The following is a 16,234-nucleotide window of genomic DNA, read 5'->3' on the forward strand; positions in this document are numbered from 1 at the left end:
CATTTCATCATTTTGGTATTTCTATAGTAACACGTTTATGAGACAAACCATTCAAATAGTACAAGCGCAAAGGAGGGTGTAAAACATGATTTACGGTATAGGATTAGACATCGTTGAGCTTAAGCGGATCGCTTCAATGGCCGATCGCCAGAAACGATTTGCCGAGCGTATTTTAACAGGCGGCGAACTTACTCAGTATCATGAGCTTTCTGAGAAAAGAAAAATTGAATTTCTCGCAGGAAGATTTGCGGCAAAAGAAGCTTTTTCGAAAGCATTCGGCACAGGAATAGGCAAGAATTTAAGTTTTCAAGACATTGAAGTGACAAAAGATTCGAATGGCAAGCCTTTTATTGTTTGCGCAAAGCTGAGCCAAGCCGCTGTTCATGTGTCAATCACTCATACGAAGGAATATGCGGCTGCACAGGTTGTCATTGAAAGGTTGTCAAGCTAGTCTGCATATTAGGGACACCCCTCTCATATATTTGATAATGCATTAAGGGAGACGAGTTGTTTGAGGCTTTTATGGTACGCCTCTGTTCTGTTTAACCGTGTACCGAGCGTACCGTTAAAGTCAAACAAGCGATTTCTTCCTTTTACATCAATTGAGAAAAAGGGGTTGAAAAAGGTGAGAAAAAGCTTTGTTTTGCTTTTAACGGGACTGCTGGCTGTCCTTATTCTTTCTGCCTGCGGACAAAAATCACAGGAAGATGTCGTTACCGGGCTGGACGAGAAGGCGAAAGAATATACCTCGTACAAAGCAAAAGCAAAAATGACCATTGAGACAGGGAGTGACCCGCAAGTATACAATGTGGAAATCTGGCACAAAAAACCGTCTCTGTACCGGGTCTATCTGGAAAATCCGAAAAAGGACCAAAACCAAGTCATTTTACGAAATGAAAACGGAGTATTTGTTCTCACACCGTCTTTAAATAAGAGCTTCAGGTTTCAAAGCGACTGGCCAAACAACAGCAGCCAAGTCTATTTGTTTGAATCGCTTGTAAAGGATATTCAAAACGATTCGGATGCAGTCTTCACTTCAAAAGAATCAGAATACGTATTTGAAACAAAAACGAACTATCAGCATAACAAAATGCTTCCGACACAAGAAATCACATTTAACAAGAAGGACATGAGCCCGCTATCTGTCAAAGTCATGGATACCGACCGAAAAGTGATGGTGAAAGTAGAGTTCAGCAGCTTCCAATTCAATAAGCAATTCGACAAAGAGTCCTTTGATGAAAAGAAAAATATGACCCTTTCTCAAATGGATGTCGCCACTAGCGCGAAGCCTTCCGACTCTTTTGCCGTCAAAACGCCGCTTGAACTGCCGCTAGGCGTAAAACTGCTTGAGGAAAAAGATATTTCAACGGAAGATGGCAAGCGCGTCATCATGACTTACGGCGGAGAAAAATCGTTTACCTTAATTCAGGAAAAAGCCCAGGTTGCGAAAGCGTCCTCCTCAGTCACGCTGAACGCGGAACCGGTTAATCTCGGCTACACAATCGGCGCTTTGTCAGATGCTTCGCTAACATGGACTTACGAAGGCGTGGATTATCTTCTGTCATCAAAAGATCTTTCACAAGAGGAGATGGTGACAGTCGCCAAAAGCATGAAGGGACAATCATCCAAATAATCTCCTAAAGGCCGAATCAAATTTGGCCTTTTTTTCGTCAGGCAGAATTTCACTTTGCCCTATAATTTTAGTATGATATGTAAATGATATTGAATAAACGCTAGGAAGTGTCATAAATGAGCACAAAACCTTTTTACAGAGACACGTGGGCGGAAATTGATCTGTCCGCGATTAAAGAAAATGTCAGTAATATGAATAAACACATCGGTGAACATGTCCACCTGATGGCGGTTGTGAAAGCAAATGCCTACGGACATGGGGATGCTGAAGTAGCGAAGGCGGCTCTTGAGTCAGGTGCATCATGCTTAGCCGTGGCGATCTTGGATGAAGCGATTTCTCTTCGCCAGCGGGGCCTGAAAGCGCCTATATTGGTGCTCGGCGCGGTTCCTCCGGAGTATGTGAAAATCGCGGCGGAATACGACGTGACGTTAACGGGTTATTCTGTTGAATGGCTTCAGGAAGCTGCGCGCCACCTCAAGAAAGCTTCCCTTCATTTTCATCTGAAAGTCGATACGGGAATGAACAGGCTCGGCGTAAAAACAGAAGAAGAGATTCATCACGTGATGAAAATTCTGGAGCGCAACCCGGGCTTAAAATGCAAAGGGGTCTTCACTCATTTTGCGACTGCTGATGAAAAACAAAGAGACTACTTTCTGATGCAGTTTGAACGCTTTAAAGAATTGATTGCTCCTCTGCCTTTAAAGAAAATGATGGTTCACTGCGCCAACAGCGCCGCCGGCCTGCGTCTGAAAAAAGGCTTTTTTAACGCGGTCAGATTTGGCATCGGCATGTACGGCCTGCGTCCGTCAGCGGAAATTACCGATGAAATCCCGTTTAAACTGCGTCCCGCATTCACCCTGCATTCGACCCTGTCGCATGTCAAAAAGGTACATAAAGGGGAAAGTGTCAGCTACGGGGCCGAATACACAGCGGAAAAAGACACATGGATCGGAACGGTACCCGTTGGCTATGCGGACGGCTGGCTCCGCCAATTAAAGGGAACAGAGATACTCGTGAAAGGAAAACGGCTGAAAATCGCCGGCCGAATCTGCATGGACCAATTTATGGTGGAGCTGGATCAGGAATATCCGCCAGGCTCAAAAGTCACATTGATCGGCTGCCAGGGGGATGAATATATTTCCATGGATGAGGTCGCAGGCAGGCTCGAAACCATTAACTACGAGGTGGCTTGTACAATAAGTTCCCGCGTTCCCCGTATGTTTTTGGAAAATGGGAGTATAATGGAAGTAAGAAACCCTTTATTGCAGGGGAATGCAAGCGAATAGCTCATATCACGATAGAGAATTTTTAAAACAGCTTTGCTTGAAGAGTGAATAATGGTATCATTATCACTGGATGGATAAAAGAGTCGTATCCGTAAGTTTGGTGGAGGTGTATGTTTTTTGTCTGAATCCAGCGCAAGAACCGAAATGAAAATCAGCTTGCCCGAAAACCTAGTAGCTGAATTGGATGGTGTAGCGATGCGGGAGAAACGAAGCAGAAACGAACTGATATCACAAGCAGTGAGAGCCTATGTCAGCGAACGAACAACTCGTCACAACCGTGATTTGATGAGACGCGGCTATATGGAAATGGCGAAAATCAACCTGAACATTTCTTCCGAGGCTCACTTTGCGGAGTGCGAGGCTGAAACGACAGTTGAGCGCTTAGTCAGCGGAGGATAATCATTTGATTGTGAAACGCGGCGATGTTTATTTTGCTGATTTATCTCCTGTTGTTGGCTCAGAGCAAGGCGGGGTGCGCCCGGTTTTAGTGATCCAAAATGACATCGGAAATCGCTTCAGCCCAACTGCTATTGTTGCAGCCATAACAGCCCAAATACAGAAAGCGAAATTACCAACCCACGTCGAAATTGATGCAAAACGCTACGGTTTTGAAAGAGATTCCGTTATTTTGCTGGAGCAAATTCGGACGATTGACAAGCAAAGGTTAACGGATAAGATTACTCATCTGGATGATGAAATGATGGATAAGGTTGATGAAGCCTTACAGATCAGTTTGGCACTCATTGATTTTTAGTAATATTTACCTGGTTGCTCAAATAGAGCAACTTTTTTTGTTTTCAAAAAACATTAACGATATAATAATGGAATAGCGAAAAAATATGTTGTTTTTTATCGGGAGGTAAGCGAATTTGATGTCGAATCAGACTGTCTATCAGTTCATAGCCGAGAATCAAAATGAACTGCTTCAATTGTGGACTGACACACTAAAAGAATTAAGTGAACAAGAATCATATCAGCTGACTGACCAAGTTTATGAAAATATATCTAAAGAATATATCGACATTCTGCTTTCATCTGTTAATGATGAGAGCGCTGCTGAAAGCCAAATCAGCGAACTGGCGCTGAGAGCCGTCCAAATCGGACTTTCTTTGAAGTTTCTGGCTACGGCGCTTGCTGAATTCTGGAAGCGTCTCTACACGAAGATGAACGATAAGAGATTGCCAGATCAAGAGAGTACGGAATTAATCTGGCAGATTGACCGCTTCTTCAGTCCGATTAATACAGAAATTTTTAATCAGTACTCCATCTCATGGGAAAAAACAGTATCCCTGCAAAAAATCGCACTGCAGGAGCTTTCTGCGCCGCTGATCCCGGTTTTTGAAAATATAACGGTAATGCCGCTGGTCGGAACGATTGATACGGAACGCGCAAAACGAATTATGGAGAATCTGCTTAACGGCGTTGTCAAACACCGTTCCCAAGTCGTGCTGATCGATATTACCGGTGTGCCTGTCGTCGATACGATGGTTGCCCATCATATTATTCAGGCGTCTGAAGCGGTAAGGCTTGTCGGAGCGAAATGCCTGCTTGCTGGAATCCGTCCGGAAATCGCCCAGACGATCGTTAACCTTGGGATTGATTTATCCCAAGTTATTACTAAGAATACCCTGCAAAAAGGAATTCAAACAGCATTGGAAATCACCGATCGAAAAATCGTTTCATTGGGGGAATAATATTGTGAGACATCCGAAAATCCCGATCTTGAAACTGTATAATTGCTTATTAGTATCTATTCAATGGGAACTAGATGATCAAACCGCATTAACCTTTCAAGAAGACTTATTAAATAAAATATACGAAACAGGTGCAAACGGGGTCGTCATTGACCTGACATCTGTGGATATGATTGATTCATTTATCGCCAAAGTGCTGGGTGATGTCATCACAATGTCTAAGTTAATGGGCGCAAAAGTTGTCTTAACCGGCATTCAGCCCGCCGTTGCGGTGACGCTGATTGAACTTGGAATTGCGCTTGAGGAAATCGAAACGGCGCTCGACTTAGAGCAAGGGCTTGAGACATTGAAGCGGGAATTGGGGGAATAGCGAATGAACGACCAATCCTGTGTAAAGATCATGACAGAATGGGATATCGTGGCCGCCAGACAGCTTGGGCGAAACGTTGCAAAAGAGCTGGGTTTCGGCACAGTAGACCAGGCAAGGATCACAACGGCTATATCAGAATTAGCCAGAAATATTTATTTATATGCCGGCAAGGGCCAGATTGGAATTGAACAGGTCGCAGACAGAGGAAAAACGGGCCTGAAAATTATAGCGGAAGACAAGGGACCGGGAATTCCTGATATCCGTAAAGTCATGGAAGATGGATTTTCTACATCAGGCGGACTCGGAGCAGGACTTCCCGGCGTGAAAAGGCTGATGGATGAATTTAGCTTAAATTCCGTAGCGGGGGAAGGAACAGAGATACAAGCCATTAAATGGCTTCGGTAGGAGGTAAGAAAGTGGATTTTAGGGAGGTTATTGAGCAGCGGTACCATCAGCTGCTTAGCCGATATATAGCCGAATTAACAGAAACATCTTTATATCAAGCCCAAAAATTCAGCCGAAAAACAATCGAGCATCAAATTCCTCCGGAAGAAATCATCAGCATTCACCGAAAAGTGCTGAAGGAGCTGTATCCGAGTCTCCCGGAAGATGTTTTTCATTCGCTGGATTTTTTAATAGAAGTCATGATTGGATATGGAATGGCTTATCAGGAGCATCAAACCCTCAGAGGGATACAGCAGGAAATTAAATCAGAAATTGAAATCGCAGCTAATGTACAGCAGACGCTTCTGGGAACAAAAATTCCGGAGGAAGAAGCGCTGGACATCGGCGCGATCAGTGTGCCCGCCAAACAGATGAGCGGTGATTATTACCATTTTGTTAAAGACAAAGAGTCCATTAATATTGCCATTGCTGACGTCATCGGCAAAGGAATTCCGGCAGCTTTATGTATGTCTATGATTAAATACGCGATGGATTCTTTGCCGGAAACGGGCATTCACCCTTCACAGGTGCTGAAAAACTTGAATCGTGTTGTTGAACAAAACGTTGATGCCAGTATGTTTATTACGATGTTTTATGCCAATTACAATACGGACAGTCATCGATTTACATATGCTTCAGCGGGACATGAACCGGGATTCTACTATTCTCAAAAAGACAATGCATTTTACGATTTAGAAGCTAAAGGGCTGGTTCTCGGGATCTCGCAGGATTATGACTACAGGCAATTTGACCAGTATCTCGAAAAGGGAGATATGATTGTTTTATTTTCTGACGGCGTTACAGAATGCAGGACGGAAAACGGTTTCTTGGAGCGTCTCGATATACAGAAGCTCATTGAGGAACATATGTGTTGCTCTGCGCAGGAAATGGTCAAAAACATTTATGACAGCCTCCTCAAATTGCAGGATTTTCAGCTTCACGATGATTTTACGTTAATTGTTTTAAGAAGAAAGGTTTAGCGTTTGCCAGCCGAGGGTATACAACAATTAGTGATTTGAAGGATACTTTGAGGTGATACGAATGAATATTAATGTTGATGTGAAACAGAGTGTGAATGATATACAAGTAAACATTGCAGGAGAAATTGATGTGTATTCAGCTCCGGTTCTCAGAGAAAAACTCGTTCCTCTGGCAGAACAAGGCGCTGACTTAAGGATTTGCCTGAAGGATGTCAGCTACATGGACAGTACTGGACTTGGCGTTTTTGTAGGTGTATTTAAAACAGTGAAAAAACAAGGCGGATCGCTCAAGCTTGAAAATCTGTCTGACCGCCTGATCCGTCTGTTCGAAATTACAGGTCTAAAGGACATCATTGATATTTCTGCAAAGTCAGAAGGTGGAGTGCAATGAAGAACAAAGCTGATTACATCGAAATGAAAGTGCCGGCCCAGCCTGAATACGTAGGGATTATACGGCTGACTCTGTCAGGCGTCGCAAGCAGAATGGGCTATACGTACGATGAAATTGAAGATTTGAAAATCGCAGTGAGTGAAGCGTGTACAAATGCGGTTCAGCACGCATATAAAGAAGACAAAAACGGGGAAGTGTCAATCCGATTCGGTGTGTTCGAAGATCGTTTAGAGGTCATTGTGGCGGATGAAGGCGACAGCTTTGATTTTGATGAAAAGCAGCAGGATCTTGGGCCGTACACACCTTCACACACAGTCGATCAATTATCAGAAGGAGGGCTCGGTCTATATTTAATGGAAACGCTCATGGATGAAGTCAGAGTGCAAAACAACTCCGGCGTCACCGTAGCGATGACAAAGTATTTAAATGGGGAGCGAGTTGATCATGACACAACCATCAAAAACTACGAAACTAACTAAGGATGAAGTCGATCGGCTCATAAGCGATTACCAAACAAAACAAGATGAACAGGCGCAAGAAACGCTTGTGCAGGTGTATACAAATCTGGTTGATATGCTTGCGAAGAAATACTCAAAGGGCAAAAGCTTCCACGAAGATCTCCGCCAGGTCGGCATGATCGGGCTTCTCGGCGCAATAAAACGCTACGATCCCGTGGTGGGCAAATCGTTTGAAGCTTTTGCGATCCCGACAATTATCGGGGAGATTAAACGTTTCCTTAGAGATAAGACGTGGAGCGTTCATGTTCCGAGACGAATCAAAGAACTGGGGCCGAGAATCAAAATGGCGGTCGATCAGCTGACGACAGAAACACAAAGGTCGCCGAAAGTGGAAGAGATTGCTGAATTCCTCGATGTATCAGAGGAAGAGGTTCTTGAAACCATGGAGATGGGCAAAAGCTATCAAGCCTTATCTGTCGATCACAGCATTGAAGCAGATGCGGACGGAAGCACTGTTACCATTCTCGATATCGTCGGATCACAGGAGGATGGATATGAACGGGTGAACCAGCAAATGATGCTGCAAAGCGTGCTTCATGTCCTTTCAGACCGTGAAAAACAAATCATAGACCTAACGTACATTCAAAACAAAAGCCAAAAAGAAACTGGGGACATTCTCGGTATATCTCAAATGCACGTCTCGCGTCTGCAGCGCAAAGCTGTGAAGAAGCTCAGAGAGGCCTTGATTGAAGATCCCTCCATGGAGTTAATGTAATGATCCAGGTTGAAGAAAACCAGCATATTCAAACCCTTGTATACCAACTGAATAAAGAAGGAAAATCCATTTGCGGCGACAGCTTTTTTATGAAAGCTGATGATAAAGAATTAATTTGTGCGGTAGCTGACGGGCTTGGAAGCGGATCGCTTGCCAACGAATCTTCTTCAGCAATCAAAGACTTAGTGGAAAACTATGCGAACGAAGACGTACAAAGCATTATCGAACGCTGTAATCAGGCGATGAGAAACAAAAGAGGGGCGACAGCTTCTATCTTAAAAATCAACTTTGAACAAAGGCAGTTTACGTACTGCTCCGTCGGAAATGTACGTTTTATCCTGCATTCCCCGTCTGGTGAAAGCTTTTATCCTCTGCCGATTTCAGGCTATTTATCAGGCAAGCCGCAAAAATACAAAACGCACACCGCTACCTATGAAAAGGGTTCTAAGTTCATTATACATACAGATGGACTCAACGTACCCGATATCCGCTCCCACTTAAAAAAAGGCCAATCGGTAGAAGAGATATCTAATTCGCTGAAAATGTACACGACATCAAGAAAAGATGATCTGACATATATTCTTGGGCAGCTGTCCTAGAAGAGCAGAAAAAAGAAGCTGGGAAAGCCGGCTTCTTTTTTTATGTGTTTTTTTCTGTTTTTGATACACTAGAGTAAGAACGACAAAATTGGAGGCTATGGTTACATGGAAACGTCAGCCCTTTTGAAACAGCAAATTGCGAAAGAAATAGGTTTATCACAAAAACATGTTGAAAGCGTCATCCGCCTGCTTGAGGACGGCAACACAGTTCCGTTCATCGCCAGATATCGAAAAGAGCAGACGGGTTCAATGGACGAGGTTCAGATTCAGACCATTTCTGAACGATGGCAATACATACAAAACCTGAATCAGCGAAAAGAAGAAGTCATCAGGCTAATCGCCGAGCAGGATAAACTAACAGATGAATTAAAACGCAAAATTGACCAATCCATAAAACTTCAGGAAGTAGAAGACCTCTACCGTCCGTATAAACAAAAGCGCAAAACGAAAGCGACAGTCGCCAAAAGCAAAGGCCTTGAGCCGCTTGCTGACTATATTATGACCCTTCCGCAAGATGACCGCCTTGCAGAAACAGCAGACCAATATATCAGCGAAGAAAAAGAAGTGTTCACCAGAGAAGAAGCCATTGAAGGCGCCAAGCACATTATTGCGGAACAAATCTCAGACGAACCGAATTTCAGAAAATGGATTCGCCAGGAAACCTTTAAAAAAGGAACGATCAAGTCAGCTGCCGGAAAATCAGCAGACACAGATGAAAAAAACGTGTACGAAATGTACTATGAGTATGAAGAGCCAATCGCAAAGGTCGTTCCGCACAGAGTGCTTGCCATGAACCGCGGCGAAAAAGAAGACATTTTAAAGGTGTCTATCGAACCGCCAGCAGATCACATTAAGGCTTACTTAGAAAAGCAAATCATCAAAAACCGTTCAACGTCTGTAAAAGGAATTTTGCAGGAAACGGTTGAAGACAGCTACAAAAGACTGATCCAGCCTGCCATTGAACGTGAAATCAGAAAAGAGCTGTCGGAAAAAGCGGATGAACAGGCGATTCATATTTTTTCTGAGAACCTCAGAAAGCTTCTCCTTCAGCCGCCGATGAAAGGCAAGACGGTTCTCGGTGTAGATCCGGCTTTCCGAACAGGCTGTAAGCTGGCAGTGTCAGATGAAACCGGGAAAGTCTTAAAAATTGATGTGATTTACCCGCATGCACCTGTCAAAAAAACGAAAGAAGCCCATGAGAAAGTGAAAGCGATTCTTGAAGAGTTTCAAGTGGAAATGGTGGCGATTGGAAACGGCACGGCCTCCAGGGAGACAGAGCAATTCATTGTGGATGTGCTGAAGGACACGCCGCGTGATATTTATTATGTGATTGTCAATGAAGCGGGGGCAAGCGTCTATTCGGCTTCTGAGCTTGCCAGAGAAGAATTTCCTGAGCTTCAGGTCGAGGAACGCAGTGCAGTATCCATCGCACGGAGACTTCAAGATCCGCTTGCGGAACTCGTCAAAATTGACCCGAAATCTGTAGGAGTAGGGCAGTATCAGCATGACGTCAGCCAAAAACGCTTAAATGAATCCCTGCGCTTTGTCGTCGAGACAGTCGTAAACCAAGTAGGAGTAAATGTCAACACAGCTTCCGCTGCGCTGCTTCAGTATGTAGCGGGATTATCGAAATCCGTAGCGGGCAACATCGTCAAAAAGCGGGAAGAGCTCGGAAAGTTTTCGAATCGAAAAGAACTGAAGGATATTCCAAGGCTCGGCGCGAAAACCTATGAACAATGTATCGGCTTTTTAAGAGTGCAGGAAGGGACAGAGCCTTTGGACAGAACAGGAATCCACCCGGAAAGCTATAAAGAAACAAAAACGCTTTTGAAAAAGCTCGGTGTTTCAACAGAGCAGATCGGTACGGCGGAATTGAAGGATAAAATCAACAAACTTGAGCTTTCTGAAACAGCAAAGGAACTGGGAATCGGTGAAATTACGCTGAAAGACATTTGTGAACAGCTGACAAGACCTGAACGTGATCCGCGTGATGAGGTGCCTAAGCCTCTGCTGAAAACAGACGTCCTTCAACTGGAGGATCTGAAAGAAGGAATGGAGCTGCAGGGCACCGTGCGCAATGTAGTGGACTTCGGAGCGTTTGTTGATATCGGAGTCAAACAGGACGGGCTTGTGCACATTTCAAAACTCAGCAATCAATTCGTCAAGCATCCGCTTGATGTTGTATCAGTCGGTGACATCGTGACGGTTTGGGTTGACGGTGTCGATGTACAAAAAGGCAGAGTGTCACTGTCTATGGTAAAATAAAAGCACTGCTTACGAGCAGTGTTTTTTCCTATAGAAATACCAGCATTGATTCAGTAGTTTAATTTGGTAATTATCTTTTTCAAGGAATGCTTTTTGCATCTGCTTTTTCAGCCAATTTGGCATAGGCTCATTCCTCCTCAGCTTTTATCATAAGAGGGCGGTGATTACCCTATTGTATGCGAACAGTGAATTGTCCCGTTCAATGTTTTTTTAGTGAGGTGCACCATGGATAACAAAGAGCTGCAAAAGCTTACAGAGGATATTTCGAACACATACTTCAAAAAGCCGTTTCGCCATCAGGCTGTTTTCAACGACAGGCTCAAAACGACCGGCGGAAGATACCTGTTAACCTCCCATAACATCGAATTGAACAGAAAATATTTGATTGAACACGGCAGGGAGGAACTGATCGGCATCATTAAGCACGAGCTCTGCCATTATCACCTTCACCTTGAAGGAAAAGGATACAAGCACAGGGACAAAGATTTCAGAGCGCTTCTCCAGCAAGTCAATGCGCCCCGCTTCTGTACGCCACTAAAGAAAAAAACAGAAAGCAACAAAACATATAGGTATATATGTACGGCATGCGGCCAACAGTATATAAAGAGACGCGCCATGAATCCTGACAGATACAGATGCGGAAAATGCCGCGGGAAAATAAAAAGAATTTTTTCGTAAAAAAGGTTGACGAAACTGGCAAGCCTATGTTACATTATAAAAGTCGTCACGAGAGATAAATAAAAAACATTTACCTCTTGACTCTTAATGACAAGCCTGATATAATGAATCTTGTCTCATTATTCCACAGTAGCTCAGTGGTAGAGCTATCGGCTGTTAACCGATCGGTCGCAGGTTCGAATCCTGCCTGTGGAGCCATATTTGGAGAAGTACTCAAGTGGCTGAAGAGGCGCCCCTGCTAAGGGTGTAGGTCGCGTAAGCGGCGCGAGGGTTCAAATCCCTCCTTCTCCGCCATAAGATTACGATATAAGTTCTCAACCATCGGCCCGTTGGTCAAGCGGTTAAGACACCGCCCTTTCACGGCGGTAACACGGGTTCGAATCCCGTACGGGTCATTCCATTTTCGTTGGGCTATAGCCAAGCGGTAAGGCAACGGACTTTGACTCCGTCATGCGTTGGTTCGAATCCAGCTAGCCCAGCCATTTTTATTTTATGAAATTAAATAGTAAGAGCCATTAGCTCAGTTGGTAGAGCATCTGACTTTTAATCAGAGGGTCGAAGGTTCGAGTCCTTCATGGCTCACCATTTGTCTTTTTGCGGGTGTGGCGGAATTGGCAGACGCGCTAGACTTAGGATCTAGTGTCTTACGACGTGGGGGTTCGAGTCCCTTCACCCGCACTTTATTTACAAAGTGCACGCGAATTGGTTTTACTAGGTTAAGAGCCTACTAAACCAGCACAAACAATTTAATGATCACGCGGTCGTGGCGGAATGGCAGACGCGCTAGGTTGAGGGCCTAGTGGGTGAATAACCCGTGGAGGTTCAAGTCCTCTCGGCCGCATACCAATAATACCAAGGGTTTTGACGCCCTTGGTATTTTTTTGTGCTTGTTTTTAAATTGTCTACTGCCCACAAACTGCCCACTTCCCTAAAGTAAGTTATAGTCTTGAATTTAATTGGGTTCTAACTGCATTTCAAATTTAATCTATTCCGCCAACACATGAGACAACTGGGTTGCAGGAGTTCTATTTCCGCTGTCATGTATTGTGTTTTTATTAAAAGTCATGATAAATCAATCTGAACCGCAGTATGGATTTGAAAGCCCTCACCCTGCAAAAGTAGAGAATCAGCCTATTGCCAATACGAACGTAAAATCAGACCATCTGAACCCGCAAAAGTTCATTCAGATGGTATTCGTGTTGAGGAAAAACAGGCTGTTGCTCCTGCTGGTAAAAAGTAAGGCTGTATCAAGAGAAAAACAGCCTTCATCACAATCCATTAAACGGACTGAACAAAGCGTTAATACATTTGAGCAAGTGTCTTTAAATGATATTGGAAGGCGCACCTCGTCAAAAGTTGAAGATCGACTGAGAAAGGATGAAAGAACAAGATGATAAGTAAAAAGGTAGTTTTTCCTTTGATGTTCTCGGCTCCTTTTATCTTCTTTTTTGTTTTATGTATCGCAGTGATTATGACGATTTCAAGAGAAAATCAAGTGGGAGACGATTTCATAGGCGGCGGGGATGGCGAATATGAAACGGTTGGCATTGCACCGGAAGTCGAACGATTTAGGGCTGTATTTGAAAAGTACGCCCGTCAGGAAGGTGTTTTTGATCAAGTGAATATTATCATGGCGCTCACCATGCAGGAAAGTGGTGGGCGTTCTTTAGATATCATGCAAAGTTCCGAAAGTATCGGCTTACCTCCCAACTCCATAACTGACCCAGAATGTTCGATTGAAGTTGGTATTAAGCATTTTAAGAAGGTTTTTAAACAGGCTGGCGGTGATGTTCGTTTAACCTTACAGGCATACAACTTTGGTTCTGGATTTATAGACTATGTCAAAAAGTGATTACTTTGAAAAACTAGGTGATAAATATGAAGAAATGGGTAGCATGCCTGGAAACGGAGAGAATGATAGACTAGGTTTATCAAAGAAAACAATAGACTATGAAGAAACAGTAAAGAAACTAAATTTAAAAGAAAAGCAAACTATATGAAATAGTTTGCTTTTCTTTTAGTTATGAATTTACTTCTTTTTCTTTCTCTTTAATAACTAATAACACACCGCTAAGAATTAAAAATGAGCCTATCCAAAATGTCCCGCCTATTTGTTCTCCCAGCAGAAGCCATCCAAGTAAAGTTCCAACTAGAGGCTGAAAAAAGAAAAAGAGGCCCCCACTTGAAGCATTTAATAGTTGTAGTCCACGGTTCCACAATAAAAAGGCACAAGCTGTTGAAACAATTCCTAAATACAAAAGACCACCTAGAATTTTAGCGTCAAATAATTGTGACGTAAAAATCGTGCTAGGTTTTATAAAAGGAGTTAGTGCCACAATGGCAACAAAAGTTGAATATGTTGTAACAAGTATAGGTGAATAACTGCTTGGAACACGTTTGATAAGCACTGACATCAGTGCCCATGTAAGTGCTGCAACAAGTAGAGAAATACCGCCAATTTGATTGGATGTATCAATATGGCCGTTTCCAACAATAAATAATACGCCTATTGTGGCTAATATAATTGAAGCTCCTTTTTTTATATTAAGGGGCTCCTTGAGTAATAGTCGGGCAAAAATAACCATAAACGCTGGTGTGGAAGACGTAATAATTGCTCCCATTTGTGCTGAAGACAACATCGTTCCATATTCTTGCGTAACAATTGAAATTGTGTTGCCAACTAATCCAATGACGACAATTAATAAAAGGTGGCGTTTATTAATTTTCCAAGATTGTCTCTTTATTAAACCAACGATAAGAAGTGTAAGGATGGCGATTACATACCTAATCCAAACCAATTCAATAGGTGGAATTACTGCGACAACAACCTTAACCACAACATACATGCCACCCCAGATACTAGCGGCTAAAGCTAAATATATAGAACCTAATAGGGTATTTTTCATTTTTTTGTTCCCTCCGTATTTAAAATTAGGTCAATAATTGCCCTAACGGAGAGAAGTAGTCACTTTACTCCATTAAGGGCGGAGAAGTGCTACTGGAACATCATTTTCAAATAGTGGAGCTAAAAACATATATTTTCACCTCAATTTCATTATTGTCTCTCATTATACAATGTTTGTTTTCAAGCCGTAAACACCCCTATTTTTTAAATGGGTTTTAGCGTGAAGTCGCAAAAGTATTAGTATAGCCGCAAAAAAACCGCAAAGGAGTAAATATAATGTACCTTTTTGCAATTCATCTTTGTATACTTAAATTAAATCTGACATAATACAATTAATGTAAAAAATATCATAATTTATGTAAGGGTGGGGGATATTTCTTGCGTCCGATTCTTCTAGATAAAACTAAAATTCCGTATGATCTAGTTACGGAAAAAATTAAACGCTTGGTACACTTCGATAAAGAATGATCAAGTTGAAAAAGCTGAGAGAATAAAAAAAGAAGTAGAAGCTGAATTAGTAAATATGGAAGAGAACCAAGACGCTCTGTTATATTATCAATTGTTAGAATTCAGGCTTGAGATAATGTTATCTTATATGGAGTCGAAAGAAATAGATGATCTAAATAGTGCTTATGAAACAATAAAGGAAATAGAAGAGCAGGGGCAATTGACAGGAATGCTTGAATATTATTATTTCTTTTTCTTAGGTATATACGAATTTAGACGAAAAGAGTTAACGAGTGCTATAAGTGCTTATAGGATTGCTGAATCTAAGTTATATCAGGTTGAGGATGAAATAGAGAGGGCAGAATTTTTCTTCAAAGTGTCGTACGTTTATTATTATATGAAACAGACTTATTTCTCAATGAACTATGCTAATCGAGCCCTGAAAATATTTAAGAAAATATGATGAAAATGCTGTCCAGACATTACGATGTCAATTTATTGTAGCAGGTAATTTAATTGATTCTTTGGAGTTTGAAATGGCTTTACTGCAATTTTTAAAGGCTTTAGATATTGCAGAGGATATAAGAATTCATCATTTGATTGGTATGTCTCACATGAATATTGAAATTTGTTATGAGGAATTAAAGGATTACGATATGGCTGCTAATCATCTGGACTTATCAATTAAAATTTTGAAAAATCTGAACACAGTTTTTTAACGAAAGCTTTATTTGCTATGGCTCATGTTGAGGCGAAAAGAAATAATTTTAATGTTGCCCAGGAATATTATTTGCAGGGTAAAGAGGTAGCTGATAAGAACAAAGATAAGGAATACACAGCAAAGTTTAAAATTTTGGAAGGACTTTTTTCTAATGGTGAATATCATTTAATTAATGAAGCATTTTCTTATCTTGCAGACAGAAAAATGTTTGCTGACGTTGAAAATTTTGCAACCGAAATTGGGCATTATTTTCACCATCGGGGGAATTTAGAGCTATCAAATGAGTATTATCATATTAGTATTGAGGCGAGACGAAAAAGAAAGAAAGGAGAGATTATAAATGAAGATCAGCCGAATTCTATTGACAGTAATGGTGTTAAGTAGCATCTTAGCATTTACTCACTTTGCAGATACAGACAATGCTTCAAATGGTGGTTTCAATATTGCAGCAGACCGAGTTGGTGCATAAAGAGGTAGGGGGATTAGAACCCTTCCTCTTTTATTTGAACGAAATATTGAAATAGGGTCCTTACTTCAACCATATTAAAGGATTTAGAGGTTGCTTGCTTTGTCGTAAATTATTCAGTA

The 16,234-nt window shown here is 42.1% G+C and carries 17 protein-coding genes, 7 tRNA genes and 4 pseudogenes; 26 read left to right on the forward strand and 2 right to left on the reverse strand.

Annotated elements, in window-relative coordinates; genetic code table 11:
- The first annotated feature begins 85 nt into the window (after positions 1 to 85).
- The 14 genes from acpS to MTN95_RS18930 all read left to right on the forward strand — a co-directional run bounded on the left by acpS (position 86) and on the right by MTN95_RS18930 (position 10,895).
- Positions 86 to 451, forward strand: a complete 366-nt coding sequence (gene acpS, locus MTN95_RS18865) for a holo-ACP synthase (protein ID WP_105955161.1) — start codon at positions 86 to 88, stop codon at positions 449 to 451.
- A 165-nt stretch (positions 452 to 616) separates the two neighbouring features.
- Positions 617 to 1,633, forward strand: coding sequence for a LolA family protein (locus tag MTN95_RS18870; RefSeq protein WP_082687822.1), 1,017 nt, complete (start codon positions 617 to 619; stop codon positions 1,631 to 1,633).
- A gap of 116 nt (positions 1,634 to 1,749) precedes the next feature.
- Positions 1,750 to 2,919 carry an alanine racemase gene (gene alr / locus MTN95_RS18875; RefSeq protein WP_248339679.1) on the forward strand — a complete coding sequence of 390 codons (1,170 nt, stop codon included), beginning with the start codon at positions 1,750 to 1,752 and terminating at the stop codon, positions 2,917 to 2,919.
- Positions 2,920 to 3,036: 117 nt separating this feature from the next.
- A complete protein-coding gene (endB, locus tag MTN95_RS18880; RefSeq protein ID WP_003225183.1) occupies positions 3,037 to 3,318 on the forward strand; it encodes a type II toxin-antitoxin system antitoxin EndoAI in 282 nt (93 codons plus the stop codon).
- 4 nt (positions 3,319 to 3,322) lie between these two features.
- Positions 3,323 to 3,673, forward strand: a complete 351-nt coding sequence (gene ndoA, locus MTN95_RS18885; protein ID WP_003156187.1) for a type II toxin-antitoxin system endoribonuclease NdoA — start codon at positions 3,323 to 3,325, stop codon at positions 3,671 to 3,673.
- Between the two features lie 115 nt (positions 3,674 to 3,788).
- Positions 3,789 to 4,613 carry an RsbT co-antagonist protein RsbRA gene (gene rsbRA / locus MTN95_RS18890; protein WP_105955160.1) on the forward strand — a complete coding sequence of 275 codons (825 nt, stop codon included), beginning with the start codon at positions 3,789 to 3,791 and terminating at the stop codon, positions 4,611 to 4,613.
- 4 nt (positions 4,614 to 4,617) lie between these two features.
- Positions 4,618 to 4,983 carry an RsbT antagonist protein RsbS gene (gene rsbS / locus MTN95_RS18895; protein ID WP_003225190.1) on the forward strand — a complete coding sequence of 122 codons (366 nt, stop codon included), beginning with the start codon at positions 4,618 to 4,620 and terminating at the stop codon, positions 4,981 to 4,983.
- A 3-nt stretch (positions 4,984 to 4,986) separates the two neighbouring features.
- Positions 4,987 to 5,388, forward strand: coding sequence for a serine/threonine-protein kinase RsbT (gene rsbT, locus MTN95_RS18900; RefSeq protein ID WP_105955159.1), 402 nt, complete (start codon positions 4,987 to 4,989; stop codon positions 5,386 to 5,388).
- Between the two features lie 11 nt (positions 5,389 to 5,399).
- The gene (gene rsbU / locus MTN95_RS18905) at positions 5,400 to 6,407 is read left to right on the forward strand and encodes a phosphoserine phosphatase RsbU (protein ID WP_105955158.1); all 1,008 of its coding nucleotides are present in this window, start codon (positions 5,400 to 5,402) and stop codon (positions 6,405 to 6,407) included.
- 61 nt (positions 6,408 to 6,468) lie between these two features.
- Positions 6,469 to 6,798 (forward strand): anti-sigma factor antagonist RsbV, encoded by a 330-nt coding sequence (gene rsbV, locus MTN95_RS18910; RefSeq protein WP_103671961.1) that lies wholly within the window; start codon positions 6,469 to 6,471, stop codon positions 6,796 to 6,798.
- Positions 6,795 to 7,277, forward strand: coding sequence for an anti-sigma B factor RsbW (gene rsbW / locus MTN95_RS18915; RefSeq protein WP_024120302.1), 483 nt, complete (start codon positions 6,795 to 6,797; stop codon positions 7,275 to 7,277). Before rsbV ends, rsbW begins: the two co-directional genes overlap by 4 nt.
- Positions 7,243 to 8,031 carry an RNA polymerase sigma factor SigB gene (sigB, locus tag MTN95_RS18920; RefSeq protein ID WP_024120303.1) on the forward strand — a complete coding sequence of 263 codons (789 nt, stop codon included), beginning with the start codon at positions 7,243 to 7,245 and terminating at the stop codon, positions 8,029 to 8,031. Before rsbW ends, sigB begins: the two co-directional genes overlap by 35 nt.
- A complete protein-coding gene (gene rsbX / locus MTN95_RS18925) occupies positions 8,031 to 8,630 on the forward strand; it encodes a phosphoserine phosphatase RsbX (RefSeq protein ID WP_044161719.1) in 600 nt (199 codons plus the stop codon). The genes sigB and rsbX overlap by 1 nt, the downstream gene beginning before the upstream one ends.
- A 105-nt stretch (positions 8,631 to 8,735) precedes the next feature.
- Positions 8,736 to 10,895 carry a Tex family protein gene (locus tag MTN95_RS18930; RefSeq protein WP_248339681.1) on the forward strand — a complete coding sequence of 720 codons (2,160 nt, stop codon included), beginning with the start codon at positions 8,736 to 8,738 and terminating at the stop codon, positions 10,893 to 10,895.
- A 9-nt stretch (positions 10,896 to 10,904) separates the two neighbouring features.
- On the opposite strand, the gene cmpA is transcribed toward MTN95_RS18930, so the two are convergent.
- On the reverse strand, positions 10,905 to 11,018 hold the full coding sequence (gene cmpA, locus MTN95_RS18935) for a cortex morphogenetic protein CmpA (RefSeq protein ID WP_003225207.1): 114 nt from the start codon (positions 11,016 to 11,018) through the stop codon (positions 10,905 to 10,907).
- A 102-nt stretch (positions 11,019 to 11,120) separates the two neighbouring features.
- On the opposite strand from cmpA, the gene MTN95_RS18940 reads away from it, so the two are divergent.
- From MTN95_RS18940 to MTN95_RS18990, 11 genes and pseudogenes are all read left to right on the forward strand, one after another.
- Positions 11,121 to 11,573, forward strand: coding sequence for a SprT family protein (locus tag MTN95_RS18940; protein ID WP_024120307.1), 453 nt, complete (start codon positions 11,121 to 11,123; stop codon positions 11,571 to 11,573).
- Between the two features lie 123 nt (positions 11,574 to 11,696).
- Positions 11,697 to 11,771: transfer RNA gene (locus MTN95_RS18945), tRNA-Asn, on the forward strand.
- A gap of 5 nt (positions 11,772 to 11,776) precedes the next feature.
- Positions 11,777 to 11,867 (forward strand) — tRNA-Ser (locus MTN95_RS18950).
- Between the two features lie 29 nt (positions 11,868 to 11,896).
- Positions 11,897 to 11,968, forward strand: a tRNA-Glu gene (locus MTN95_RS18955).
- 12 nt (positions 11,969 to 11,980) lie between these two features.
- A tRNA-Gln gene (locus MTN95_RS18960) sits at positions 11,981 to 12,055 on the forward strand.
- 27 nt (positions 12,056 to 12,082) lie between these two features.
- Positions 12,083 to 12,158, forward strand: a tRNA-Lys gene (locus MTN95_RS18965).
- 11 nt (positions 12,159 to 12,169) lie between these two features.
- Positions 12,170 to 12,251, forward strand: a tRNA-Leu gene (locus MTN95_RS18970).
- Positions 12,252 to 12,330: 79 nt separating this feature from the next.
- Positions 12,331 to 12,414 (forward strand) — tRNA-Leu (locus tag MTN95_RS18975).
- 217 nt (positions 12,415 to 12,631) lie between these two features.
- Positions 12,632 to 12,967, forward strand: a pseudogene (locus MTN95_RS18980) (hypothetical protein); the annotation flags it as partial.
- Positions 12,964 to 13,422, forward strand: a pseudogene (locus MTN95_RS18985) (lysozyme family protein); the annotation flags it as partial. The pseudogenes MTN95_RS18980 and MTN95_RS18985, both read left to right, overlap by 4 nt.
- A 4-nt stretch (positions 13,423 to 13,426) precedes the next feature.
- Positions 13,427 to 13,573, forward strand: a pseudogene (locus MTN95_RS18990) (lipoprotein); the annotation flags it as partial.
- Positions 13,574 to 13,594: 21 nt separating this feature from the next.
- Here MTN95_RS18990 and MTN95_RS18995 read toward each other — a convergent pair.
- Positions 13,595 to 14,479, reverse strand: a complete 885-nt coding sequence (locus MTN95_RS18995; RefSeq protein ID WP_248339682.1) for a DMT family transporter — start codon at positions 14,477 to 14,479, stop codon at positions 13,595 to 13,597.
- Between the two features lie 377 nt (positions 14,480 to 14,856).
- Between MTN95_RS18995 and MTN95_RS19000 the strand changes: the two are divergent.
- Positions 14,857 to 16,030, forward strand: a pseudogene (locus MTN95_RS19000) (response regulator aspartate phosphatase).
- Positions 16,031 to 16,234 lie beyond the last annotated feature (204 nt).

This window comes from Bacillus sp. 2CMS4F, assembly GCF_023161785.1.
Lineage (GTDB): Bacteria > Bacillota > Bacilli > Bacillales > Bacillaceae > Bacillus > Bacillus halotolerans.

What these genes read in the sequence shown, in the direction of transcription:
- alr (WP_248339679.1), top strand. Translation starts at nt 1,750, where the DNA reads ATGAGCACAAAACCTTTTTACAGAGACACGTGGGCGGAAATTGATCTG.
- cmpA (WP_003225207.1), bottom strand. Translation starts at nt 11,018, where the DNA reads ATGCCAAATTGGCTGAAAAAGCAGATGCAAAAAGCATTCCTTGAAAAA.
- rsbW (WP_024120302.1), top strand. Translation starts at nt 6,795, where the DNA reads ATGAAGAACAAAGCTGATTACATCGAAATGAAAGTGCCGGCCCAGCCT.
- MTN95_RS18995 (WP_248339682.1), bottom strand. Translation starts at nt 14,479, where the DNA reads ATGAAAAATACCCTATTAGGTTCTATATATTTAGCTTTAGCCGCTAGT.
- sigB (WP_024120303.1), top strand. Translation starts at nt 7,243, where the DNA reads ATGACACAACCATCAAAAACTACGAAACTAACTAAGGATGAAGTCGAT.
- MTN95_RS18940 (WP_024120307.1), top strand. Translation starts at nt 11,121, where the DNA reads ATGGATAACAAAGAGCTGCAAAAGCTTACAGAGGATATTTCGAACACA.
- rsbX (WP_044161719.1), top strand. Translation starts at nt 8,031, where the DNA reads ATGATCCAGGTTGAAGAAAACCAGCATATTCAAACCCTTGTATACCAA.
- rsbV (WP_103671961.1), top strand. Translation starts at nt 6,469, where the DNA reads ATGAATATTAATGTTGATGTGAAACAGAGTGTGAATGATATACAAGTA.
- rsbT (WP_105955159.1), top strand. Translation starts at nt 4,987, where the DNA reads ATGAACGACCAATCCTGTGTAAAGATCATGACAGAATGGGATATCGTG.
- MTN95_RS18930 (WP_248339681.1), top strand. Translation starts at nt 8,736, where the DNA reads ATGGAAACGTCAGCCCTTTTGAAACAGCAAATTGCGAAAGAAATAGGT.
- acpS (WP_105955161.1), top strand. Translation starts at nt 86, where the DNA reads ATGATTTACGGTATAGGATTAGACATCGTTGAGCTTAAGCGGATCGCT.